The sequence below is a fragment of the Streptomyces sp. NPDC018031 genome, assembly GCF_044327625.1.
Taxonomy (GTDB): domain Bacteria; phylum Actinomycetota; class Actinomycetes; order Streptomycetales; family Streptomycetaceae; genus Streptomyces.
On record NZ_JBIRFT010000012.1, the window covers coordinates 14799 to 37958 of the forward strand.

Here is a 23160-nt window from a genome sequence, read left to right on the forward strand (position 1 = left end):
ATGAACGACCGCCGACCGTCCCACCCCGCCGAGCGGTATCCGCGGCCGGAGTTCCCGCAGCAGGACCAGCCGCACCCCGGTGACACCGAACGCATGGAGCCCCGCCCGGACCACGGCGAGTCCTCCTACCGCGGCAGCGGGCGGCTGGAGGGCCGGCACACCGTCATCACCGGTGGCGACTCCGGCATCGGCCGCGCCGTGGCCCTGGCGTTCGCGCGGGAGGGTGCCGACGTGCTCTTCGCCCATCTGCCGGAGGAGGAGAAGGAGGCGGCGGAGACCACCCGGCTGGTCACCGAGGCCGGGCGGCGGGCGGTGGCGGTGGCCTGCGACATCCGGGAGGAGTCGGCCTGCCGCGAACTCGTCGACCGGGCCGTGGCGGAGTTCGGCCGCATCGACGTACTGGTCAACAACGCGGCGTACCAGATGTCGCAGCCGGAGGGCATCGAGCAGATCAGTACCGAGCAGTTCGACCGTGTGCTGCGCACCAACCTGTACGGCATGTTCTGGCTGTCGAAGATGGCGGTGCCGCACATCCCGCCCGGCGGCAGCATCATCAACACCACCTCGGTGCAGGCGTACAAGCCCAGCCCGCACCTGCTGGACTACGCCACCACCAAGGGCGGCATCGTCACCTTCACCCAGGGGCTGGCGGCGAACCTGGTGGAGCGCGGCATCCGGGTGAACGCGGTGGCGCCCGGCCCGGTGTGGACCCCGCTGATCCCGGCGACCATGCCGGACACCGCGGAGTTCGGGGCGCAGGCGCCGGTGGGGCGGGCCGCGCAGCCCGCCGAACTCGCCCCCGCCTACGTCTTCCTCGCCTCGCCGGAGTCGGGCTACATCACCGCCGAGATCGTCAACGCCACCGGTGGCACGCCGCTCCCCTAGCGCGTCGCTCACCCCCGGGCCCGTCCCGGAAGCCGGGCGAGTGTCGGAGTGGGGAGGCATCCTGGGTGCGAGCGGCCGCAGGAGGCCGACGCCCGAGGGAGCCCGATATGACGCGGTACCTGATCTCGTTCGACGACGGCGCGATGAACATCCCCGAGGAGGAGTTGCCCGAGGTGGCCGAGGCCTCGTTCGAGGTGGTGCGCAGGGCCCGGGACGCCGGTGTGTGGGTCTTCGGTGGTGGACTGGAACGGCAGCGGGCAAGCGTCGTGGCCACCGACGGGACGGTCACCGACGGCCCGTACCCGGAGACCAAGGCGGTGCTCGGCGGGTTCGCGGTCATCGATGTGCCCTCACGTGCGGACGCGCTGGAGTGGGCTGCCGAGATCGCTGCCACGTGCCGCTGTGCGCAGGAGGTCCGGGAGATCCTGCCCGACCCGACGGCCTGACCCGGGACGACCCGCCGGTGGCGTGGCCCCGATTCGCCGGAGGTGGCTGGTGACCTGCGGGATCGTCACGCCCAGGGCCTGTGGGACCGGCCGGGACCGGTGCCGCACGTGAGCGGCGCGGCCGCGGGCCCGGCGCCCGTTGCCCCACCGCCACCGGGCAGGGCGATCGCGGCCGGACCCCGCGCGGGGCCCGGCCGGGGCCGGGGCCCGTGACGACGGGCCCGGGCCCCGGCTGGAACCGCCGGACCCCGGCGCCGGGTCCGGCTCGGCTCAGGGGCGCCGCCAGGCGTCCTCGGTCAGGTGCGAGCCCGCCATCGGACCCATCCGCAGCATGCCGCCGTCCACCGCCCACGAGGCACCGGTGACGTAACCGGCCCGCTCCCCCGCGAGGAAGGCGATGACGGCGGCCACCTCCCGGGCGTCGCCGGGCCGGCCGAGCGGCACCCCGGGACGGTGGCGGCCGCGCACGTCGACGTCCTCCTGCCCCGTCATCGGGGTGGCGATCTCCCCCGGCGCGACCGCGTTGACCAGGATGCCGTGCTCCGCGAGTTCCAGGGCCATCACCTGGGTGAGCAGCCCCAGCCCGCCCTTGGCGGCGCAGTACGGGGCGGCCCCGACCCGCGGCTGGTGCTCGTGCACGCTGGTGACGTTGATGATCCGGCCACCACCACCGGCGGCGATCATGCGGCGGGCGGCGCGCTGCCCGCACAGGAACGGCCCGTGCAGATCGACGTCGACGACCTCGCGGAAGGTGGTGAAGTCCAGGTCGACGAACGGGGTGGCGGTGCCGGTGCCGGCGTTGTTCACCAGCACCCGGAGTCCGCCCAGCCGGTCCGCCAGCCGGTCGACCGCCCCGGCCGCTTCGGGCAGCCCGGTCAGGTCCATCCGTTCCAGCTCCGCGCGGCGGCCCAGCGCACGCACCTCCGCCGCGGTCGCCTCCGCGCCGTCGCGGTCGCGGTGCCAGGTGATGCCGACGTCCATGCCGTCCCGGGCCAGGGCCACCGCGGTGGCCCGGCCGATGCCGGAGTCGGCGCCGGTCACCACGGCCACCGAGGGTCCGTTGCCGCGTACGGTCATCCGCTGCCTCCTGTCGTCGGATGCGTGACCTTCCGCCTACCCGGTCCCGGCCGGTGTGCGGCCTCCTCTTCGGCGGCCGGCCCGGTGACGGCCGCGACGGCGCCGAGCACCTCCGGCACGCCGATCCGGAGCAGCCGGGCGTCCGGCCGCCCGCCGTGGGCGTCCCCCGGCCTGGCCGCGGCGCTGTCCGGGTGCCACAGGACCCGGTGCCGGGCGAGCGGCGGCGGCCCCCACAGCCGGGGTGCCACCGGCCCGAACAGCACCACCGACGGGGTGCCCAGCGCGGTGGCGAGGTGGGCCGGCCCGGTGTCCCCCGCGATCACCACCCGGGCCCGGGCGACCAGGGCGGCCAGTTCGGCGAACGGCAGGTCGGAGGCGCCGCCGAGCACCGCGCCGGACGGCAGGCCGGCCGCGCCGGCCACCGCGTGGGCGAGCGGCGCCTCCCCCGCGCCGGCGGTGATGACGACCCGGTGCCCGCCGGCCGCCAGGGCCCGGGCCACCGCGGCGAACCGCCCGGCGGGCCAGCGCCGGGCGGCCGCGTCCGCCCCGGGGTGCAGCACCGCCGCGCCCGGGGCCGGTGACGGCCGGTCGGGCGGCGCGATGCGCAGGTCACCGGGGTCGGCGGGGATGCCGTACCAGCGCAGCAGACGGCACCAGCGGGCGCGTTCGTGCTCGTCCTCCCGCCAGCGGGGGCCGGGACCCGGCCGGCCGGGCCGGGCGTACGCCAGCAGCCGGGCGGGGTCCAGCGCGGCGAGCACCCGGTGGCTGGGCGGGCCGTTGCCGTGCAGGTCGACGGCGATGTCGGGGGGTGTGCCGGTCCAGCGCAGCCGGTCCGGGACGGCGCGCCCGTCGGCCGTGGTGGGCAGCAGGGTGTCGACGGTCCGGGTGGCCGCCACCGCGTCGGCGAGCCGGGCGGGGGCCGCCAGCACCAGTTCGTGGTCGCGGTGCGCGCGGCGCAGCGCCCGCAGGGCGGGTACCGCGGTGAGCAGGTCGCCGAGCCCGAGGGCACGCAGCACCAGCAGCCGCCCGCCGGGGCCGTCGGCGGGGCGGCGGCCAGTGGCGATCCGCCCGGGGGCGGGCGGTCCGGCCGGGGGCGGCGTCATCGGCTCGCCTGGCGGGCGGTGGGCGACAGGGCGGCGCGGCGGGCGAGTTCGGTGGTGGACCGGCCGTCGAGATAGGGCAGGACCAGCGCCTGGCCGTTCCACTCGCGCAGCACGACGGCCTCGGGGAGTTCGTCGAGGGTGTAGTCGCCGCCCTTGACCCACACATCGGGGCGCAGGCCGCGGAGCAGTCGCTCGGGGGTGTCCTCGTCGAACACGGCGACGGCGTCCACACAGCCGAGTCCGGCCAGGACGGACACCCGGTCGGCCACCGGGGTGAGCGGTCGGCCGGGTCCCTTGAGGCGGCGGACGGAGGCATCGGAGTTGACGCAGACGATGAGGCAGTCACCGACCCGGCGGGCGTTCTGCAGCAGGCCGACGTGTCCGGCGTGCAGCAGGTCGAAGCAGCCGCCGGTGGCCACGACGGTGCCGCCGCGGGCGCGGACCCGTTCGGCGAGGGTGCGGGCGTCCGGGGTCTCCCGCGGGCCGCTGCCGGCCGTCGCGTCCGGGGCCGGGGTCTCCCACAGGCCGGGCGCGGCGGCTCCGCCGTCGGCGACGAACCGGGCCGCGTCGCCGACGGCCCGCTGGACGGCTTCCTCCGGGAGGGCGCCGTCGGCGAGTGCGCCGGCGGCGGTGGCGGCGAAGCGGTCGCCCGCGCCGCACGGATCGCCGGGCGCGATCTGCGGCGCGGGGACGTACATGGGGTTGTCCTCCCCGGGCCGGGCGAGGATCGCGCCGCGTTCGCCGAGGGTGACGGTGACGGCGGCGCAGCCCCAGTGCTCGGCCAGCCGGGCACCGCGCCGGCCGTGGTCGCGCAGGGCGTCGCCGCCGGTGCCGCCCGGCGGGTGGCCGGCCGCGGCCAGGGTGCGGGCCTCGCCGGCGTTGGGGGTGGCGAGCCGGGCCCCGGCCACCGGGGGGCCGCCGCGCGGGTGCGGGTCCCACACCAGCGGCACCCGCCGGGCCACGTCGCCGAGCAGCTCGCGTACGGCGGTGGCGGTGCCGCGCCCGTAGTCCGCGACGAGCACCGCGCGGGCCTCCCGGAGGACCGCGCGCACCTGGCCGCCGGGCGGGCCGGGGCTGCCGTGGCCGCGGTCCACCCGGACCAGCGGCCGGCCGTCGGCCATCACCCGGGTCTTGACCGGGAGGGTTCCGGTGTACGGGAGTTCGACCAGGTGGACCGCGGGGCTCAGGGCCGCGCGTACCCGGTCGGCGGCCTCGCCCTCGCCGATGCCGGTGATGAGGACCACCTCGTTCCCGGAGCGGGCGGCGAGCCAGGCGGCCAGGCCCGCCCCGCCCGGCCGGCTGTGGTCGGAGCGCACCTCGACCACGGGGGCCGGGGCGTCCGGGGCGAGCCGGGTCGCCGTTCCGTCGATGTCCTGGTCCAGCAGGGTGTCGCCGATCACGACCAGGGGCCGCTGCCGGGTCATGAGGTGCCTCCGGGTCGGGTGGCGCGCACCGGCCGGGGGCCGCCGGGGCCGCCGTTCGCGCGGGTGCGGCCGGCGGTGCGCGCGGCGCGCGGCCGGGCCCGGTCCAGGCCGGTGTGCCCGGCCGCGGCGTCGAACGCCTCGCACAGGATGTGCAGGGCGACCAGGTGGGTCTCCTGCACGGCGGCCGTGCTGGGCGAGTCGATCGCCAGGGTCTCGTCGCTCCGGGCGGCCAGCGGATTGGGCAGCGGCCCGGTCATCGCCCACACCCGCAGCCCGGCCGACCTGCCCTGTTCGGCGGCGCCCAGCAGGTTGGGGCTGCGTCCGGAGGTGGACATCAGCAGCAGCACGTCACCGGGCCTGCCGTGGGCGGCGACCTGACGGGCGAACAGTTCCTGGAAGCCGTAGTCGTTGCCGATGGCGGTGACGCTGGAGGTCTCGGCGTGCAGGGCGAGGGCCGAGTAGGCCGGGCGCTCCTCGCGGTAGCGGCCGACCAGCTCGGCGGTCAGGTGCTGGGCCTGGGCGGCGCTGCCGCCGTTGCCGGCGGCCAGCAGCCGTCCGCCGAACGGCAGGACGGCGGCCAGGTGGTGTCCCCATGCGGCGATCCGGTCCAGGCCGTGGGCGCGGAGGCCGCCCAGGGCGTCCTGGAGGACTCGGCAGTGCTCGTGTGCTGCGCGCATCGAATCGGTCATGGCTCGCCGGGGCCGTCCGGCCCGCCGGGGTACCGGCGGGCGGCACGGGCCCGCACCTCCTTCACACGGGTCGCTTCACACGGGTCGGTGCGTCAGGCGCGGCGGGAGGCCGCGGGGGTCAGGGGTCCGCCGGGGTCGCGGCGCCGGACCCGGACGTCGCGGTAGACGTGCTCGGTGGCGGCCGCGATCCGGTCCCATCCGTAGCGGCCGAGCACCCGGCGGCGGCCGGCCGCCCCGCAGGCGGCCCGCAGCGCGGGGTCGGCGAGCAGGCCCGCGGTGGCCTCGGCGAGCGCGACCGGGTCGCCGGGCGGGACGAGCCGGCCGGTGACCCGGTCCTCTACGGTGTCCCGCTGCCCGCCGACGGCGCTGGCCACCACCGGTGTGCCGCAGGCCATGGCTTCCAGCGGGACGATGCCGAACGGCTCGTAGTCCGCGGGGCACAGCACCACGTCGGCGGTCCGCAGCAGTGCGGGCACGGCGACCCGGGGCACCCCGCCGGTGAAGCGGACCCGGTCGGCCACGCCCAGATCGCGGGCGAGGTCCCGCAGCCGGCACGCCTCGGGGTCGGTGCCGAGGCGGTCGGGGGGCGGCCCGCCGGCGATGACCAGTTCCGCCCCGGGGAGCAGCACCAGTGCGGCGATGGACAGGCCGGCGCCCTTGCGCGGCACCAGCCGCCCGATCTGGACCAGCAGGTGGCGGTCGGTGCGCCGGGGCACACCGGGACCGCGCGGGGAGAAGCGGTACGGGTCGACACCGCACGGCACCACGTCGATCCACCGTTCGTCCAGGCCCATGGCGAGCAGTTCGCCCACCTCGTCCCGGCAGGTGGCGATGGTGCGGTCGCAGGCCGCGCCGACCCTGGTCTCCCAGTCGACGCGGTCGGCGGGGCTGGTGTCCGCTTCCTTCTGGTGCCGCCGCTTCACCGTGCCCAGGGCGTGGTAGGTGTGGGCGAAGGGCAGGTCCAGGCGGCGGACGGCGTGCAGGGCGGCGACGCCTGACATCCAGAAGTGCGCGTGCACCACATCGGGGGGATCGGCCCGCCAGTCCGCTTCGAGCCGGCTGCCGAACCGGGCCATGTGGGGCAGCAGTTCGTCCTTGGGTACCGGCTCGGCGGGGCCGGCCGGTACGTGCCGCACCTCGACGCCGGGCCGCAGCGGGACCCGGTCGGGAAGGTCCGGGGCGTCGCGCCGGGTGTGGACCACGACGCGGTGGCCGCGGTCGGCGAGCGCGGCGGCGAGGGCGGCCACATGGACGTTCTGGCCGCCGGCGTCCGCGCCGCCGAGTGCGGCGAGCGGGCTGGCGTGCTCCGAGACGAGTGCGATGTGCAGGGCGGCGGGGGGCGGCTGCGGGCCCTGGCCGGCCGGGGCGCGCAGGGCCGCGGCCCGGGGCGCCCGGGTACGCCGGCCGCCGGTGCGGTGGATGCGCGGCATCAGCGGGTCACCTCCTCGATCAGTCGCTCCCAGTCGGCCAGGAAGCGCTTGAGTCCGTACCGGTCGAGGGCGGCGCGGCGGGCGCGCGCACCGTCCTCGGCCGCCGCCCGGGGTTCCCTCAGGTAGTGGCGGGCGGCTTCGGCGAGGACCTCCGGCCGGGTGGAGAGCACTCCGGTGCCCGGCGGTACCGCTTCGGTTGCCTCGGTGGTGGCGAGCGCGACGACGGGCATCCCCAGGTGCATGGCCTCGATGAGGGACAGGCCCAGCGAGGTCCAGCGCACCGGGTGCAGGTACAGGCGCCGCCGGGCCATGGCGGTGTGCAGTTCGGCCTGCGGGAGGTCGGCGGTGCGGCAGCGGTCGGCGGGCAGTCCCAGGTGTGCGGCGAGCCCTTCGGTGCGCATGCCGAACACGTCCAGCGGGGCGGCCGCGGCGAGGGCGGGCAGCAGGTCGGTTCCGGTGTGGCGGGCGCGCCGCACCGGCTCGTTGACGACCACGGCGGCGCGCGGCAGTTCCCCGGTCCAGCGGTGCCCCGGATCGACGACGCCGTGTTCGACGACGGTGGTGGGCGCGCGCCCGTTGTCCCAGAAGAGGCGGTTGAAGTGGGTGACGTGGACCAGCGGGATGTCGTCCCGGTCGGCCATCGGGTGCCGGGTGCCGGGCACCTCCCCGTCGGGGGCGTTGTGTTCGAGGTAGACGGCGGGCACGTCGCGGCCCGGGCGGCGGCCGCCGAGCCAGCGGGTGGCCAGCGGCAGTTCCTCGGGGCGCTGCAGGACGACGAGGTCGACGCCGGCGGTGGGCAGCCGGTCCGGAGGGAGTTCGACGACCGAGTCGGGCCAGGTGAAGGTGCGGGCCCGGCCGCGCCCGTCCGGGCCGCGGTCGGGCAGGACCGGCACCAGGTAGGTGTGCGGGCCCTGTACGAACGCCGTGGTCCAGGAACCGTGGACATGCCAGAGCAGGATGTTCACGCGGTCACCTCCGGGGGTCGGGGGCGGGCGGCGGGGCGCCCGCCGCGCCGGTCAGCAGCGAGTCGACGGCGCCCAGCACCTCCTCGTCGGTGACGGAGTCCAGACAGGGGTGGCCGGGCACCGGGCAGGCGCGCGCCCGGGTGCCGGCGCAGGGCGCCTGCTGCCGGCCCAGCAGGACGTGCGGCACGCCGTAGGGTGCCCAGCGTCCGGCGGGGACGACCGGGGCGAACAGCGAGACCACCGGGGTGCCGACGGCCGCCGCGAGGTGGGCGGGGCCGGTGTTGCCGACCACCACGGCGCCCGCCCGGGCCAGGACGCCGGCGAGTTCGCCCAGTCCGGTGCGCCCGCCCAGGTCGAGTGCCCGGTCACCGGCGACGGCGGCGGTCAGCTCCTTCTCGTTGGCGCCCCCGGTGACGATGACCCGGTGGCCGGCGCGGTCGAGTGCGGCGACCGCGCGCCCGGCCCGTTCCGGGGTCCAGCTGCGGGCCGGGACGGCGGCGCCGGGGTGCACCACGACATAGGGGTCGGCTCCGGTGAGCGGGGTGGTGTCGGGCGGCGGGAGGGTGCGCAGGCCGCCGGGGTCGCCGGGCGGCAGGGTGAAGCCCGCGGCCTCGGCCAAATCGAGCGCGGCGCGCGCCTCGTGGGCGTGCGGGGCGCGGGCGTGCCGCAGGTCCAGCAGGGACCCCGGGTAGTGCTCGCTGTCGGCGGCGACCCACGGCACCCCCGCCCACTTCAGCAGGAGGGCGGCGGGCAGCGGGCTCTGGTGGTAGGAGGTGAGGACGAGGGCCCGGTCGAACCGCCGTTCGCCGACGGCGCGCAGCAGCGCGGTGAGGTTCTCCGGTGCCACCCGCGGCGGGTCCAGGCCGACCCACGGCGCGTCGTGGACCAGTACCTCGTCCACTCCCGGCAGCATCCGGCCGGCCTCCTCGCCGAGCGGTCCGCACAGCAGCGCCAGCCGGCCGGATCCGGCGGCGGCGGCGCGGACGGCGGGTCCGGCGAGCAGCACGTCCCCGGCGCTGTCCAGCCGCACCACCAGGGTGCGCGGCGCGCGGCCCGTCATGCGCGGTCCTGCGGCGCCGGGCCGGCGGGGTGCCGCGCGGTGAGGATGTCCCGTACCGCGGTGGGCAGGTCGTGGGCGGTGCGGTCGGCGGTGGCGACCTCCGCCGGGAGCGTGGCCGGGGTGGGGACGAGGATGCCGGCGGCGCCGGCCGCGTGCGCGGCGGCGAGGTCGGATCCGATGTCGCCGATGACGACGGTCCGGTGGGGTGGCACGCCCAGCCGGCGGCAGGCGGCGCGGATCAGACCCGGTGCCGGCTTCCGGCACCCGCAGGCGTCGCCGGGGCCGTGCGGGCAGACCGCCCACACGTCGAACGGGCCGAGCAGGTCCTCCACGCGGTGCCGGACGGCCTCCACCTGACGGTAGGACAGCAGGCCGCGGGCGACGCCGGACTGGTTGCTGACCACGCCGAGCGGGACGTCGTGGCGGCGCAGCCGGGCGAGCGCCGCGCGGGCGCCGGGCATGGGCCGCACCCGCCGCGGGTCCCCGTTGTAGGGCACGTCCTGGACGAGGGTTCCGTCCCGGTCGAACAGCACCGCCGCGGGGAGGCGGCCCCGGTCGTCCGCGGCGGGGTGCCGGACGCGGTGCGGGCGGGTGGCGGCGGAGCCGAAGAGCCAGGGCTCCGCGGTGTCCGCGGGGGGTGCCGTGAGGGCTGCGGTGGTCTTCACCTGGCACCGAGTATCCGTACAAATGAGGACGAAACGCTGCTCAGCGTGACACCGGCCGACAGCAGTCGGCGGCGGTCCCGGCCGGTCGCCGGGCCGGCCCCGCGGAGCGGCCGGCGGTGAGGGCGCATCAGGCCGCGCGCCCAATGGGCCACCGCCACCGGAGGGATGAGGGCGCTGGTGACCGTGAGGGTGGTGATCTCCTCCCGGGTGCGCGGTCCGGGGAGCACGCGAGCCAGCGTGAACTCGCCCGTGCCGGCCAGCCACAGGGCCGCGCAGAGCCCCGCGGCCCGGGGCCGGCCCGCCAGCGCGCAGCCGGCGGCGGCCACCGCCGCGGCGGTGACGGCCAGGTGGCGGGGCAGCCGGCCGCGCGGGGCTTCCGCGCGGCGCCACCAGTCGCGGCCGTGGATCCGGTTCATCAGTACGTCGTCGGCGTTGCCCGCCTGGGTGCGGACCGAGACCCAGCGGTCGGCGGGGCGAACCGGGTGGGTGGTCCGGCGGCGCCCCGTGCCGAGGGTCCAGCCCGCCGCCCGTACCCGCAGCGCGATGTCGGCGTCCTCCCGGAAGGCGCGCCGGAAGCGTTCGTCGAAGCCGCCCACGTCCTCCAGGGCGGCCCGCCGGTAGGCCATGTCGGCGGTGATCCAGCGTGCGGTGGCCAGCCCGGCGGTGTTGCGCTCCCAGTCGGTCGGCCTGCGGTGCTCCGGCAGCGGCACGGCGATGCGGGCCTGCACCCCGCCGGTGCGCGGACCGGCCGCCGTGAGGTCGGCGGCGAGTTCCGCCGCCCAGTCCGGCCCGGGCAGCACGTCGTCGTCGAGGAAGACGATCCACGGCTCGGGGCAGGTGGCCCAGCCGAGGTTCCGGGCGGCGGCGGGGCCCGCGGCGCGGCCGGCCACCACGGTGACCAGGGACCGCAGCGGTTCGGGGACGGCGAGGCCGGGCGGCCGGGTGCCGGCCCCCGGCCGGTCGTCCACCACCACGATCCGCGCCGGGCGCGGGCCGGCCGCCTCGGCCAGCGCCCACAGCACGCGTTGCAGGCTGGGCCGGCCCAGGGTGGGCACGACCACGGCGTACGGGGGGCAGGCCGGGGCCGGGCCCGGGTCCTCGCGGTGTCCCCGGTGCGCGTCCCGGGCGCTCACAGCGGGTCCCCGGCGTCCGGGCGGCCGGCGTCCAGGTGCCCGGCGTCGGGCATCCCGCCGGCGAAGAACGCGCCGCGCCGGACCACGAAGGGGCCGATGGCCAGCAGGTCGACCGGGGCGGAGCCGAAGCACTCCAGGGCGTCGCGCGGATCGTCGACCATCGGCCGGCCGGCCGTGTTGAGACTGGTGTTGATCACCACGGGGAGGCCGGTGAGCTGTTCGAAGCGGGTGAGCATCCGGGCGACCAGCGGTTCGTCGGCGGGGTCCACGGTCTGCACCCGCGCGGTGCCGTCCACGTGCACCACCGCCGGGATGCGGTCCCGCCACCGGGGTGCCACCCGGTGCACGAACAGCATGTACGGGCTGGGCAGCCGGCCGTCGAAGATGTCGGCGGCCCGGTCGGCCAGCACCATGGGTGCGACCGGCCGGAACTGCTCGCGGCCCTTGACGTCGTTGAGCCGCTCCAGGTTGCCCGACCGGCCGGGGTGGGCGAGCAGCGAGCGGTGCCCCAGCGCCCTGGGGCCGTACTCGGAGCGGCCCTGGAACCAGGCGACCACGGCGTCGCCGGCGAGCGCCGCGGCGACCTCCTCGGCGACGTCCGGGGGCCGTTCGAAGGGGACGGCCGCGGTCTTCAGCCAGGCTTCCAGTTCGGCGTCGGACCAGCCGCGCCCCAGATCCGCCCCGGTCATCGGCTGCGGCCGCTCGCCGCCCTGGGCGGCGACCAGCAGCGCGCTGCCGAGCGCGGTGCCGGCGTCGCCCGCGGCGGGCTGCACCCACACCCGTTCGAACGGCCCCTCGCGCGCGATCCGGGCGTTGGCCACGCAGTTGAGCGCCACTCCCCCGGCCATGGTGAGCAGCCGGTCGTGGGTCCGTCCGTGCAGCCACCGCACCAGGTCCAGCAGCGTCTCCTCCAGCACCCGCTGGGCGCTGGCCGCGAGGTCGGCGTGGACCGCGCTCCAGGCCTCGCCCGGCCGCAGCGCGGGGGCCAGTTCGGCCCACGGGACCCCGGTGGCGCGGAAGCCGCCGTCGCCGGTGGGGTGGATGTGGCGGCGCAGTTCCGCGGCCATCCGGGGCCGGCCGTAGGAGGCGAGGGCCATCACCTTGTACTCGTCGGAGGAGCGCAGGAAGCCCAGGTGCTCGGTGAGTTCCTCGTAGACCAGGCCGAGGGAGTGCGGCAGCCGCTGGCCGTGCAGCGCCTCCAGCCGGTCGCCGACGCGGCGGGCGGCCAGGTGCGAGGTGGCCTCGCCGCGGCCGTCGAGCACCAGGACCGAGGAGTGGGCCGCGTCGGGCGCGGCCAGCGCACCGGACGCGGCGTGGGCCATGTGGTGCGGCACGAAGCGGACGATGTCCGGGTCGAGTCCGGGCAGCGCGGCCCGCAGGAATCCGGCCGCCTCGCGGGCGTAGGTCTGCCGCAGGTGGTCCCAGGGATCGTCCAGGCCCAGGCTGTCGGCGGGTTCGGCCAGTGACGGGTCGTAGGAGTAGGCGACGGCGTCGAGGTCCTGCGGGCGCAGCCCGGCCTGGGCCAGGCACCAGGCCGCGGCCCGCTCCGGCATCTCCCAGGCCGAGAACGGCAGCGGCCGCTTGCCGTGCTTGCGCCGCGAGAACCGTTCCTCCTCGGCGGCGCCGACCGTACGGCCGTCGATGACCAGGGCCGCGGCCGGGTCGTGGAAGAGGGCGTTGACGCCGAGTACGCGCATGGCCGTGCTGCCTTTCGTCGGCTTCGGGGCGGGCCGCGCCGGGTGGCGGCCGGGCGCGGGTGCGCGCCGGCGGCGGGGGGTGCGGCCGGCGGCGGGTCCGGCCGGGCCGGCCGCGCCGGGGGCGGCCGGCCGGGCGGGGCGCCGCGGGCGGGGTGGCTCAACCGGTGGCGGACCGCGCCCGGTACCAGTCGATGGTGCGGGTCAGCCCCTCGTCCGGCGGCACGGTCGGCTCCCACAGCAGCTTGCCGCGCGCCAGGGTGATGTCCGGGCAGCGCACCGCGGGATCGTCGGTGGGCCGCTCGATGAACCGGACCGTGGACCGCGAGCCCGCCAGTTCGATGACCTTCCGGGCGAGTTCGAGCATGGTGATCTCGGTCGGGTTGCCGATGTTCACCGGCCCGGTCAGGTCGGAGGCCGCCATCGCCAGGATGCCGCGGACGGTGTCGTCGACGTAGGCGATGGACCGGGTCTGCTGCCCGTCGCCGGTCACCGTGAGCGGGTCGCCGGCGAGGGCCTGGCGGATGAAGGTGGGGACGGCGCGTCCGTCGTGGCCGCGCATCCGGGGCCCGTAGGTGTTGAACAGCCGGACGATGCCGGTGTCGGTGCCGTGCACCTGGCCCTCGGCGGTGGTGAGCGCCTCGGCGAAGCGTTTCGCCTCGTCGTAGACGCTGCGCGGGCCGACCGGGTTGACGTTCCCCCAGTACCGCTCGCTCTGCGGATGCTGCTGCGGGTCGCCGTACGCCTCGGAGGTGGAGGCGAGGATGCAGCGGGCGCCGTGCCGGCGGGCCAGGGCGAGCACGTTGCGGGTGCCGAGGCTCCCCGTCTCCAGGGTGTGCAGGGGGAGCCGGAGGTAGTCGGCCGGGGACGCCGGCGACGCGAGGTGCAGTACGAGGTCGGCCCGCCGACCGACCTCGCACTCCTGCGTGACGTCGGCGCGGACCAGCCTGAAGTCGGGATGCCCGGCCAGGTGGGCGACGTTCTCCGGAGTACTGGTGCAGAAGTCGTCCACACAGGTGACCGCGGTGCCCTGGTCCAGCAGTGCGGTGCACAGGTGCGAGCCGACGAAGCCGGCTCCACCGGTGACCACGGCGTGCCGGAAGCGGCGGGTGGCATCACTCATGTGCGATCTCCCTCGGTGTGCTTCGGCCGGGGCCGGGGCCGGATCCACGCGGCGGGCGCTACTTGCCGAACATCTCCCGCTGGACGTCGTCCGGTCCCTCGAACCGGTTGCGCTTGGCGTTGTGGATCCTCTGCACGACGCTGTCGCTGGCGCCGTTGTCCCGGGCCCGCTGTTCCAGGGTCTGCTTGTCGCAGGGGTACTCGGCGTCCTTGAGGGCCTTCTGGACCTCGATGGGGTTGAGCTTCTCGGCCATGGCGTTCTCCTTCGTCTCATCGGTTGCCGGTCACCGGCGGTGGCCGGGCGGGCAGGGTTGAGGGAGCTGAGTGCGGTGTGCGGGGCGGCGCGGAGGGGCGCGCGGCCGGCCGTGCGGCGGTTCCGTCACGGCCAGGAGGACTCACTGCGCGGTACGACCACGAGTTCGGCCACCGCGCTGCCGGTCGGCACGGAGAGGGCGTACAGGACGGTGTCGGCGACGATGTCGGGGCTCTGCAGCAGCGACCGGTCGGCGTCCGGGAAGCGCTCCAGGACGAACGGGGTCGCCATGCCGCCGGCGATGATGCCGGTCACGCCGACCCCGAGGCAGTCCCGCTGGGCCTCCTTGAACAGGGTGTGGGTGAAGGCCCGCAGCCCCGCCTTGCCGGCCGAGTAGGGCCCGGCCTCGGTCCAGGTGCGGTGGGAGGCGGTGGAGAGGATGTTCACGACGTGTCCCCGGTGGCGGGCCACCATGCGGCGGTACGCCTCCAGGCACAGGTACATCGGGCCGAGGAGGTTGGTGCCGACGACCCGGGTCACCTCGTCGGGACTGAGGTGCTCGATGGGTTTGGAGACGTCCACGGCCGCGTTGTTGACCAGCACGTCCACCGGCCGGTCGGTCGCGTCCAGTTCCGTGAACAGGTCGGCCACCGCCGCCGGGTCCCGTACGTCGAGCTGCGCGAAGGTGGCCCGGTGGCCCTGTTCGCCGAGCTCGCCGCAGAGTTTCTCGGCCAGGTCGCGCCGGAGGTCGGCCACCGTGACGAGCGCGCCCGCGCCGGCCAGCCGCCGCACGATGGCGGCCCCGAGGCCGCGGGCGCCCCCGGTGACCAGGGCGTGTCGTCCGCGCAGTCCGTCCGGTGCCGAGTCATCCGTCACGTCGGCCATGTCCCGCTCCTCCGCTGTCCCGGGGGGCCGGTGGTCCGGTGGCCCCGTGGGGTCGAGCGGGCGGCCGGAGGTCCGGCCGCCCGTATGCCCAGCACGGAGTACCCATGGCCAAAATGGCGAAACGGCACATATCGCCAGTCACCCGGCTGGACGGGCCCGACTCGCCGGGTGACGCGGGTTCTGCTGTGCCGACGCGCGCGGAGCGCCGCGGGGATGTGCCGGGGCCGGCGCTCCGGGGCCCGGCCCCGGAGCGCCGGCTGCCCGCACCGCGCGGCACCGGCGCGGCGCGCGCAGCCCGACGCCCGGTCAGGCCACCGTGGTGAGCTGCGGAACCGGGGCGGCCACCGGGGCGGGGACCGCCACCGGGGCACCGGGCAGCGCCGGGACCAGGCCACCGGCAGACGCACCGGCGGAACGGCGGGAGTGGTACGCGGCGCCCGCGCCGATCACCGCGGTGATCAGCAGCCCGCCCGCGATCAGCGCGCCACGCGGCCCGGCCCACTCCATCAGCAGACCCAGCAGCGGCGGACCGGCCAGTCCCCAGCCGGTGCCGGCGCTGCGCCAGACCCCGAGCACCCGGCCGCGCATATGGGCCGGCGGGTCGGTCTGCAGGACCGTGTTGCCCGCGGTGTCGGAGATCGACTCCACCACGGCCATCGGCGCGACCAGCAGGATCAGCAGCCACAGCTCGGGCGCGAAACCGGCCGCGACCTGGAGCAGGGCACCCACCGCGGCCAGCGTGGCGACCAGCCGCACCGAGGGGCGGCGCAGCCGCCCGGCGAGGACCGCGCCCGCGATGCCGCCGGCGGCCAGCACCGTGGAGACGGTGCCGAACTCCTCCGCCCCACCCGCCAGCGGGCCGGTGACCAGCACCGCGAGCGTCAGCCCGTAGTTGCGACCGAAGATCGCACTCACCGCGGTGACCACGGTCAGCGCCACCAGCCGGGGCCGGCCGAGGAAGAACGCGAGGCCCTCGCGGCTGCCGCCCTTGCGCGCCACGCGGCCCCGCCCGGCCGGTGCGGCCTGTTCGGCCTGTTCGGCCGGTGGCTGTGGCTGCGGACGCAACCGGAGGAACGGGATGACCAGGGCGACCAGCAGGAACGACACGCCGTTGGCGGCGTACGCGGCGGCCGCGCCGAACGCGGCCACGGCCACACCCGCGAGAGCGACACCCATCAGACGGCCCACGCTGTGCACCACGGAGCCCAGGGCGATGGACGACGGGACGTCCTCCACCGGCACCAGGTCGTTGCCGAGCAGCGCGCACGCCGGCCCGTCCACGGTGGCCACCATTCCGGTGACCGCGGCCAGGACCATGAGCAGCGGCATGTTCAGCTGGTCGAAGGCGACCAGCGCGGCGGTGGCGAACGCGACCAGACCCAGGACCGCCTGGCTCACGGTGGCGGTGACCTTGCGCGGCCAGGAGTCGACCACGGCGCCGCCGGCCAGGCCGAGCAGCAGACCGGGCGCGGCCTGCACCGACAGGGAGAGTCCGGTGGCCGCGGCGGAGCCGGTGATCTGCAGCACCAGCAGGTTCTGCACGGTCAACTGCATCCAGGTACCGGTGTTGGACACCAGGTTGGCCATCGACCACCAGCGCATGCTGGGGTGGCGCAGGCACCGCCACGGCGCCCGGTCGGGAGCCGTGGCGGTCGGGGCCGCGGAGCCGGCGGACACCGCGCCGGACCGGTCGGCGGCGGCGCGGGTGCCCAGGCGGGGGCGAGGAATCAGAGGCATGGTCCGGGAGCTTCGTCGCGGGCGCGGGGCAAGCCGCGCGGGGATCGGGCGAGCGGGGCGGTGGGAGCAGCGAGAAGGCCCCGTCCCCGGGGCCTGCCGAGGGCTTGGGCTCGGCGCCGTCCCATCGTCACAGGCGGTTCGGCCGGATGCCGTGACCTGCGCCCCACCGGCGGCGCCCGGATCGCCCCGGCCCGCGGAACACCCCCGCGCACCGGGCGACTTGGACTTCTGGTGGGCTTGCTCACACGGCGCGCGGGGCGGCCCCCGGGCCGGTGCCCCGGCACGCCTCGTACCCGGGCCGTCACCCGGCGCCCGCCGGACCGTCCGGCCGGCCGGGCCGTTCGGCCCCCGGCCGGGGGCCGTCCGGCCCGGCGGGGCGGGACCACCGGCTCCCGCCGGCCGGCCTTCCGGCCCGGCCCGCACGCCCTCCCCGCCCCGGCGGCCACCCCGCACGGGTTGCCGGCCGTCCGCGTGGGTGCCCGTCGTCCGCGTGGTGGCCCGCCCCGCCCAGGTGACGCCGACCCGACCGGCCGCCTCCGGCCGGAAGCCCGTCCGTGTCCGGTGGCCCGCCCCGACGGGTGCCCCACCTCCGGCTGGAGGCACGTCCCCGCCAGGTGGCCCGCCCGGCCGGTCGCGTGCCCCTGGCAGCCCACCCCCCTCGATCCGCCACCTCCGGCCGGATCCCCGTCCGTGTCCGGTGGACCGCCCCGACGAGTGCCCGTCGGCCGCACGGTGGACCGACCCTCCTGGTGCCCGGGCCCCCGGGTCTCCGCTGCCGCCCGGGCCCCGGCCGCCGGGTCGTTTGACCGCGGGCCGGCCGGAAACCCGGCTGTCCTGACCGGGGCGCCCGCGACCGGTGAGGCCCGGGAGGTGAGGAACGGTGATCGTCGACCCACGGCAGGCCGGGGGCCACGCCCCGCGGACGGTGGCCCCGGGGCCGGCCGGCCACCGCCCGGACGCCGGGGCGGCGCGTCCCGGCGGGGACGGGCGCGCCCGGGGTGCCGCAGCGGCCGGCCACCGGCCCGCGGAGCCGCCCGGCACGGGCGGCGGCCGGCACCCGGTGCCGCGCACACCCCGCGGCGCCGGCGGCGATCGCCGCGTCGGCCGGGCGCCGGTTCCGCCGCGCGCCGGCCGTCCGCGCCGGGCCGCGGCCGGTACGGGTGGCGGCCGGTGAACGGCCGGACCGTCGACGCGGTGGTCGTCGGGGCGGGCCCGAACGGCCTGGTGGCGGCGAACATCCTGGCGGACGCCGGCTGGCAGGTGGTGGTCCTGGAGGCCGCGCCCGACCCCGGCGGAGCCGTACGCAGCGACCGCGGCGTCCATCCGGATCATGTGCACGACCTGTTCAGCTCGTTCCATCCGCTGGCCGCGGCGTCCCCCGCGATGCGCGGGCTGGAGCTGGAGCGCTGGGGGCTGCGCTGGAGCCACGCACCCGCCGTGCTGGCGCATCCGATGCCGGACGGGCGGTGCCCGGTCCTGTACCGGGACCGGGAGCGGACCGCGCAGGTCCTGGAGTCGTGCGGGCCGGGCGACGGCTCGGCCTACCTGCGGCTGGTGGAGCTGTGGGACGCGCTGGGCGAGGACCTCGTCGAGGCGCTGTTCACCCCGTTCCCGCCGGTCCGGTCGGGGGTGGCGCTGGCGGCCCGGCTGCGCTCGGCGGGCGGGCTGCGTGCGCTGCGGACCCTGGCGCTGCCGGTCCGGCGGCTGGGCGAGGAGGAGTTCATCGGGGCCGGGGCGCCGCTGCTGCTGGCCGGCTGCGCCCTGCACGCGGACCTGTTCCCCGAATCGCCGGGCAGCGCGGCGTTCGGCTGGCTGCTGGCCATGCTGGGGCAGCAGGTGGGCTGGCCGGTGCCCGCCGGCGGGGCGCAGCAGCTCACGGCGGCGCTGGTGCGCCGGCTGGAGGCGCGCGGAGGAGCGGTGCGCTGCGCGTCGCCCGTGGCGCGGGTGCTGATCGCCGACGGCCGCTGCACCGGGGTGCGGACCGCCGCCGGCGAGCCGGTGCGGGCCCGGCGCGCGGTGCTCGCCGATGTGCCCGCTCCCGCGCTCTACGGCGAGCTGGTCGGCTGGGAGCGGCTGCCGGCCCGGCTCCGCGCCGACCTGGCGCGGTTCCAGTGGGACCACGCCACGTTCAAGGTCGACTGGGCGCTGTCCCGGCCCATTCCGTGGCGGGCTCCCGCCGCGGGCGGGGCGGGCACCGTGCACCTCGCCGCCGGCCTGGACCATCTGACGCGCTACGCGGCCCAGCTGGCCACCGGGCAGGTGCCGGACCGGCCGTTCGCCCTGCTGGGACAGATGACCACGGCGGACCCCCGGCGCTCCCCGGCCGGCACCGAGTCGGCGTGGGCGTACACGCATCTGCCGCAGCGGGCCCGCGGTGACGCCGGTGGTGCGGGCCTGGGGGACCGCTGGGACCATGGCGCCAAGGAGGCGATGGCCGCCCGGGTGGAGGCGGAGGTGGAGCGGCTGGCCCCGGGCTTCCGGGACACCGTGCTCGCCCGCCGGGTGCTGGCCCCGACGGATCTGCAGCGGCTCGACCGCAGTCTGGAACGGGGCGCGGTGAACGGCGGTACCGCCGCCTTCCAGCAACAGCTGATGTTCCGGCCGACGGTCGGGACGGGCCGGCCGGAGACGCCGGTCCGCGGGCTGTACCTGGCCTCGGCCTCCGCTCACCCCGGCGGTGGGGTGCACGGCGCGTGCGGGGCCAACGCGGCCCGTGCCGCGCTGTGGGCCGGCCGCCCCTCGGCCCGGCGCGTACTGCACCCGGTGTGGTCGGCGCTGCGCGGCGCGCTCGGAGGGAGAGGTGACTGACCACCGGACCGGGCCCGGGGCGGGCGCTCCGGAGCCCGGGTGAGAGCCGAGAGGAGACCCCGTGGCCGTACGTCATGTGCTCGTCCGAAGGTCGCCGGAGGCGGTGTGGGCCGTGCTCAGCGACGGTGAGAGATACGCGGAGTGGGTGGTGGGCACGGAGCGCAGCCACCAGCTCGACGGCTGGCCGGCGGTGGGCGCCGCGCTCCGCTGGTCGGTGCGGATCGGGCCGTGGCGCCTGCGCGGGGACACCGTGGTACGCCGCTGCGAGCCACCCACGGAGTTGCAGCTGGAGGCCCGGAGCGGCTCGCTGGGCTCCGCCCGGATCGCCATCGAGGTGCTGCCGTGGGGCGAGGACGCGCTGCTCATCGTCGACGAGCACCCGCTGAGCGGGCCCGGCTCGCGGTGGCACAACGGCGTCGTCGACGCGTTGCTGCAACTGCGGCACCGCGCCATGCTGCGCCGCCTCGCCGGGCTGATCGAGCGTTCCGCTCCGCCCGGCGCGCGGGCGACGTCCGGCGGCGGGCCCGGCCGCGTCGCCGAGGGGGATACCGGTCCGTGGTGAGCGGGCGCCCCGCCCGGCGCCCGGTGCCCCGGGCGGGCACGAGGCGCCGGACGGGCAGAGGGCCGGACGGACAGGGACCCGGCGCCCGGCCCGGGCCGGGCGCCGGGCCTCAGCCGGCCGGCGGCGTGCCGCCCGGTACCGGGCGGCCGGCGCGCACCTCGGCCAGGAAGTCGCCGAGGGTCCGGCGCGGGGACCAGCCCCGGGCCCGCGCCTTGCCGATGTCCAGCACCACCGTGTGCGCGAGCTGGTCGACCGCGTAGCGGGTGAGTGCGGGCTCGGCGTGCGGACGGTGCCGCGCCACGCCCTGGAGCGCGCCGGCCACCGCCAGGGCGGCGCCGCGCGGCAGGTGCCGGATCCGGGCCGGTGTGCCGTGGGCCCGGAGCACCTCGCGCACCGTCCGGTCCCGGGGGTAGGCCGCCGCGTCGGCGATGTTGTACGCGCCGGGCGGCCAGCCGGCGGCGGACAGGCAGGCGTCGGTGAGGTTCTCCACCGCGGTGAGGCTCAGCCGGACGTCCCGCCCGGGCAGCAGCAGCGTTCCGGCGCGCACCCGGGCCGTCAGCCGGGGCACCAGGTGCGGGTCGCCGGGCCCGTAGACGGCCCGGGGCCGCAGCACCACGGCCCCGGCCGCCAGCGCCAGCCGCTCCCCCGCGGCCTTGGTGCGGCCGTAGGCGTTGAGGTGGCCGGAGACCGGATGGTCCTCCCGTACCCGCCCGCGGTCCGGGCGCGGGTCGTAGACGCTGGCGCTGCTCACCCAGACCACCGGTCGCCCGCCGGCGGCGCGCAGCAGCCGGGCGGTGCCGTCGACGTTGACGGCGTGCATCAGCGCCTCGGCCGGTGAGCCGGGCACCGGATCGCCGACGGCCGCCGCGCAGTGCACCACCAGATCGGCGCCCGCGAGATCGGGCACCGCACGGGCGGCGTCCCACGGAACGTGTTCGCCGACCGGCCCGGGGCGGCGTCCCACGCACACCACCTGGGCCCCGGCGGCAGCGGCGGCCCGGGCCAGGTGGCCGCCGCAGAAGCCGCTCGCGCCGGTGACGGCGAGCCGGAGACCGGCGAGGCCGGGCCGGCCGGGCGCCGCCGGGCGGAACCGGCCGTCGCCGGCGCCGGCACCCGGCGGGCCGGGGCGGCGGGCGGTCACCGGGCCTGCCCGGCGCGCAGCACCAGGGTGCGCCAGCCCGGCAGCGCCGCGTGCCGGTCGGCCCGGGCCCGCACCACGCCGGGCCGGTGCGGGGCGAGCGCGGCGAGCAGGTCGGCGAGTTGCGCCCGGGCCAGCCGGGCGCCGGGGCAGGCGTGCGGGCCTGCCCCGAAGACCAGCTGGGAGTCGGCGGGGCAGGCCGGGCGCCGGCAGTCCGGGTCCATGGCGTGGGCGCGCACCGCGTGCCGGGCCACCAGGACGAGCCGGTCGCCGGGGCGCACCGGGCAGCCGGCCACCGTGCTGCCGGCCGCGGCGACCCGGGGCAGCAGCGGGGACGGGGCGACGACCCGCAGCAACTCGCCCACCAGCAGGGGACGCAGGCCCGGGTCGGCCGCGTCCGCCCACAGCCCGGCGTCGGCGCACCAGGCGGCGGCGCGCGGCAGCGCGGCGACCGTGGTGGTGACGGCGGCGGTGGCCAGCATGGCGCGCAGCGCGTGGTCCTCGGCCGCGGCGGAGCCCAGCAGGGCCTCCAGACGGGCCGCGGCGGCGGCCACCCGGGGGCCGGGCCGTCGCGGGCCGGGGAGGTGCTCGCGCACCGCGGCCGCCGCGGCCTCGGCGGCGGCCGCGGTGACGGCCCATGGGTCGGCGTCGAGGCGCAGCAGCGCGCACACCGTGGTGCCGGCCACCTCACGGGCCACGTCGGCCAGGTCGACGGTGCCGCCCGGGTGGGCGAGCGGTGCCAGTCGCCGGTCGAGCACCTGGCGCCACAGCGGGCGGAGGGCTGCCACCCCGGCGGCCCCGAGGTCGTGGCCGACGGCGCGGCGGGCGGTGCGGTGGCCGCTGCCGTCCTGGTCGAACAGCACCCCCGCCGGGGCGTCCCCGCCGGGGGTGCCCGGAGTGCCCCGGGAGAGTGCCGTCTTGGCGGCGGCCCCGGTGGTGCCCGGTGCGGTGCGGTCCAGCGGGACGCGGGTGAGGGCCTGGCGGAAGGCGTCGGTGCCGTGGACCACGACGGTGCGGCCGAGGCGGACCACGGGGCGGTGGCGGGTGGCGGCCAGCAGCGCGAAGAGCACCGGGTGACCGGCGAGGTAGACCCGGCGGTCCCGTCGCCGGGCGCGCCGGCGGCGCCGCCGGGAGCTTTCCGGGGCGGCCCCCGGGCGCTCCGGCCCGGCGGCCCGCGCCGGGTCCTCGGCGGTGCGTGCCGACGCCGCCCGGAGCGTGGCACCGGCCCGCGGGGCCGGCCGGGGAACCGGCGGGGCGCCTCGCCGGTCCGCGGACCGGCCGGCGGAGGGACGGAACGGCCTCATCGGACGTGTACCTCCGCCTCGGTGGCCGGGTGGTAGCGCCGGTCCCAGTACCAGAGCAGGGTGCGGCGCGGGCCCCAGGCCCGCAGCCTGCGCAGGCTGTTGTGGACCACCAGGTGCTCGGCGCGGACGATCCGGTCGCTGTGCCGGCGTGCCCGGTTGAGCAGGGCGACGTCCTCGGAGTCCTCGCTGAGGGTCACCCGCGGGGTGCCTCCGCACCGCACGTAGAGGTCGGCGGTGAGCGCGAGGTTGTGGCCGTGGCACAGCACGTAGGGCGCCCGGTAGCGGGGGTGCCGGTGGGCCTTGCGGTAGCGGCCGTAGAGGGCGGTGAGCCGGATGACCGCGGGCAGCAGCCGGGCCTCGGCGAAGCCGGGTGACTCGTCGGGGCGGGGCACACTGCGGCCGCACACCATCTCTGCGCCGCGGCCCAGTTCGGACTTGACGGTGGCGACCCAGTCCCGGGCGGGCAGGCAGTCGGCGTCGGTACGGGCCAGCCAGCCGGCGCCGCGGCCGATGGCGTGGCGGAAGCCGGAGTCGACGGCGGCGCCCGTCCCGTGCTGGGGTTCGTGGACGAGCCGGACGGGGAACGGCGCGTCGGCGGCGAAGGCGCGCACCACGGCCGCGGTGGCGTCGGTGGAACCGTTGTCCACCACGGCGAGGGTGAAGTCCCGGTCGGACTGGGCCGCGAGCGCGGCGAGGGTGCCGCCGATCGCCCGGGCCTCGTTGTAGGCGGGGACGACGACCCACAGGGCGGGCCGGTGTCGATTCGGTGCGGTCATGGTC

Annotated in this window: 21 protein-coding genes; 4 read left to right on the plus strand and 17 right to left on the minus strand. The window is 77.9% G+C overall.

Annotated elements, in window-relative coordinates; translation table 11 throughout:
* Together ACH4B3_RS23890 and ACH4B3_RS23895 are read left to right on the plus strand one after the other, a co-directional pair.
* Positions 1-885, plus strand: coding sequence for an SDR family oxidoreductase (locus tag ACH4B3_RS23890; protein ID WP_398465821.1), 885 nt, complete (start codon positions 1-3; stop codon positions 883-885).
* A gap of 107 nt (positions 886-992) precedes the next feature.
* Complete coding sequence (locus ACH4B3_RS23895; protein ID WP_398465823.1) at positions 993-1331, plus strand: YciI family protein; 339 nt, start codon at positions 993-995, stop codon at positions 1329-1331.
* A gap of 270 nt (positions 1332-1601) precedes the next feature.
* Here the strand turns inward: ACH4B3_RS23895 and ACH4B3_RS23900 are convergent, their stop codons facing one another.
* From ACH4B3_RS23900 to ACH4B3_RS23965, 14 genes are all read right to left on the minus strand, one after another.
* Complete coding sequence (locus ACH4B3_RS23900) at positions 1602-2408, minus strand: SDR family oxidoreductase (protein ID WP_398465825.1); 807 nt, start codon at positions 2406-2408, stop codon at positions 1602-1604.
* A complete protein-coding gene (locus ACH4B3_RS23905) occupies positions 2405-3511 on the minus strand; it encodes a glycosyltransferase family 9 protein (protein WP_398465827.1) in 1107 nt (368 codons plus the stop codon). The genes ACH4B3_RS23900 and ACH4B3_RS23905 overlap by 4 nt, the downstream gene beginning before the upstream one ends.
* The gene (gene rfaE2, locus ACH4B3_RS23910) at positions 3508-4935 is read right to left on the minus strand and encodes a D-glycero-beta-D-manno-heptose 1-phosphate adenylyltransferase (protein WP_398465829.1); all 1428 of its coding nucleotides are present in this window, start codon (positions 4933-4935) and stop codon (positions 3508-3510) included. The genes ACH4B3_RS23905 and rfaE2 overlap by 4 nt, the downstream gene beginning before the upstream one ends.
* Positions 4932-5612, minus strand: coding sequence for an SIS domain-containing protein (locus ACH4B3_RS23915; RefSeq protein WP_398465831.1), 681 nt, complete (start codon positions 5610-5612; stop codon positions 4932-4934). The genes rfaE2 and ACH4B3_RS23915 overlap by 4 nt, the downstream gene beginning before the upstream one ends.
* Positions 5613-5716: 104 nt before the next feature.
* Positions 5717-7054, minus strand: coding sequence for a glycosyltransferase (locus ACH4B3_RS23920; protein ID WP_398465833.1), 1338 nt, complete (start codon positions 7052-7054; stop codon positions 5717-5719).
* Entirely contained in the window at positions 7054-8019 is a 966-nt protein-coding gene (locus ACH4B3_RS23925) for a glycosyltransferase (RefSeq protein WP_398465835.1), read from the minus strand. The genes ACH4B3_RS23920 and ACH4B3_RS23925 overlap by 1 nt, the downstream gene beginning before the upstream one ends.
* Positions 8020-8023: 4 nt before the next feature.
* Positions 8024-9079 (minus strand): glycosyltransferase family 9 protein, encoded by a 1056-nt coding sequence (locus ACH4B3_RS23930; protein WP_398465837.1) that lies wholly within the window; start codon positions 9077-9079, stop codon positions 8024-8026.
* Complete coding sequence (locus ACH4B3_RS23935; protein WP_398465839.1) at positions 9076-9744, minus strand: D-glycero-alpha-D-manno-heptose-1,7-bisphosphate 7-phosphatase; 669 nt, start codon at positions 9742-9744, stop codon at positions 9076-9078. The genes ACH4B3_RS23930 and ACH4B3_RS23935 overlap by 4 nt, the downstream gene beginning before the upstream one ends.
* Positions 9741-10877 carry a glycosyltransferase family 2 protein gene (locus tag ACH4B3_RS23940; protein WP_398465841.1) on the minus strand — a complete coding sequence of 379 codons (1137 nt, stop codon included), beginning with the start codon at positions 10875-10877 and terminating at the stop codon, positions 9741-9743. The genes ACH4B3_RS23935 and ACH4B3_RS23940 overlap by 4 nt, the downstream gene beginning before the upstream one ends.
* Complete coding sequence (locus ACH4B3_RS23945; RefSeq protein ID WP_398465843.1) at positions 10874-12574, minus strand: carbamoyltransferase; 1701 nt, start codon at positions 12572-12574, stop codon at positions 10874-10876. Before ACH4B3_RS23945 ends, ACH4B3_RS23940 begins: the two co-directional genes overlap by 4 nt.
* 157 nt (positions 12575-12731) lie before the next feature.
* Positions 12732-13694, minus strand: a complete 963-nt coding sequence (locus ACH4B3_RS23950; RefSeq protein ID WP_398465845.1) for an NAD-dependent epimerase/dehydratase family protein — start codon at positions 13692-13694, stop codon at positions 12732-12734.
* 58 nt (positions 13695-13752) lie between these two features.
* On the minus strand, positions 13753-13947 hold the full coding sequence (locus tag ACH4B3_RS23955; RefSeq protein ID WP_398465847.1) for a DUF2795 domain-containing protein: 195 nt from the start codon (positions 13945-13947) through the stop codon (positions 13753-13755).
* Between the two features lie 125 nt (positions 13948-14072).
* A complete protein-coding gene (locus tag ACH4B3_RS23960) occupies positions 14073-14831 on the minus strand; it encodes an SDR family oxidoreductase (RefSeq protein WP_398465849.1) in 759 nt (252 codons plus the stop codon).
* A gap of 306 nt (positions 14832-15137) precedes the next feature.
* Complete coding sequence (locus ACH4B3_RS23965; protein WP_398466143.1) at positions 15138-16433, minus strand: MFS transporter; 1296 nt, start codon at positions 16431-16433, stop codon at positions 15138-15140.
* Between the two features lie 1305 nt (positions 16434-17738).
* On the opposite strand from ACH4B3_RS23965, the gene ACH4B3_RS23970 reads away from it, so the two are divergent.
* Positions 17739-19376 (plus strand): phytoene desaturase family protein, encoded by a 1638-nt coding sequence (locus ACH4B3_RS23970; protein ID WP_398465851.1) that lies wholly within the window; start codon positions 17739-17741, stop codon positions 19374-19376.
* Positions 19377-19437: 61 nt separating this feature from the next.
* Entirely contained in the window at positions 19438-19938 is a 501-nt protein-coding gene (locus ACH4B3_RS23975) for an SRPBCC family protein (RefSeq protein ID WP_398465852.1), read from the plus strand.
* A gap of 109 nt (positions 19939-20047) precedes the next feature.
* Here ACH4B3_RS23975 and ACH4B3_RS23980 read toward each other — a convergent pair whose 3' ends face one another.
* From ACH4B3_RS23980 to ACH4B3_RS23990, 3 genes are all read right to left on the minus strand, one after another.
* Positions 20048-21079 (minus strand): NAD-dependent epimerase/dehydratase family protein, encoded by a 1032-nt coding sequence (locus ACH4B3_RS23980; protein ID WP_398465854.1) that lies wholly within the window; start codon positions 21077-21079, stop codon positions 20048-20050.
* Positions 21076-22146: a cytochrome P450 gene (locus ACH4B3_RS23985; RefSeq protein ID WP_398465856.1), complete on the minus strand. Its 1071-nt coding sequence runs from the start codon at positions 22144-22146 to the stop codon at positions 21076-21078. The genes ACH4B3_RS23980 and ACH4B3_RS23985 overlap by 4 nt, the downstream gene beginning before the upstream one ends.
* A gap of 230 nt (positions 22147-22376) precedes the next feature.
* Positions 22377-23156, minus strand: a complete 780-nt coding sequence (locus ACH4B3_RS23990) for a glycosyltransferase family A protein (protein WP_398465858.1) — start codon at positions 23154-23156, stop codon at positions 22377-22379.
* Between the last annotated feature and the right edge of the window lie 4 nt (positions 23157-23160).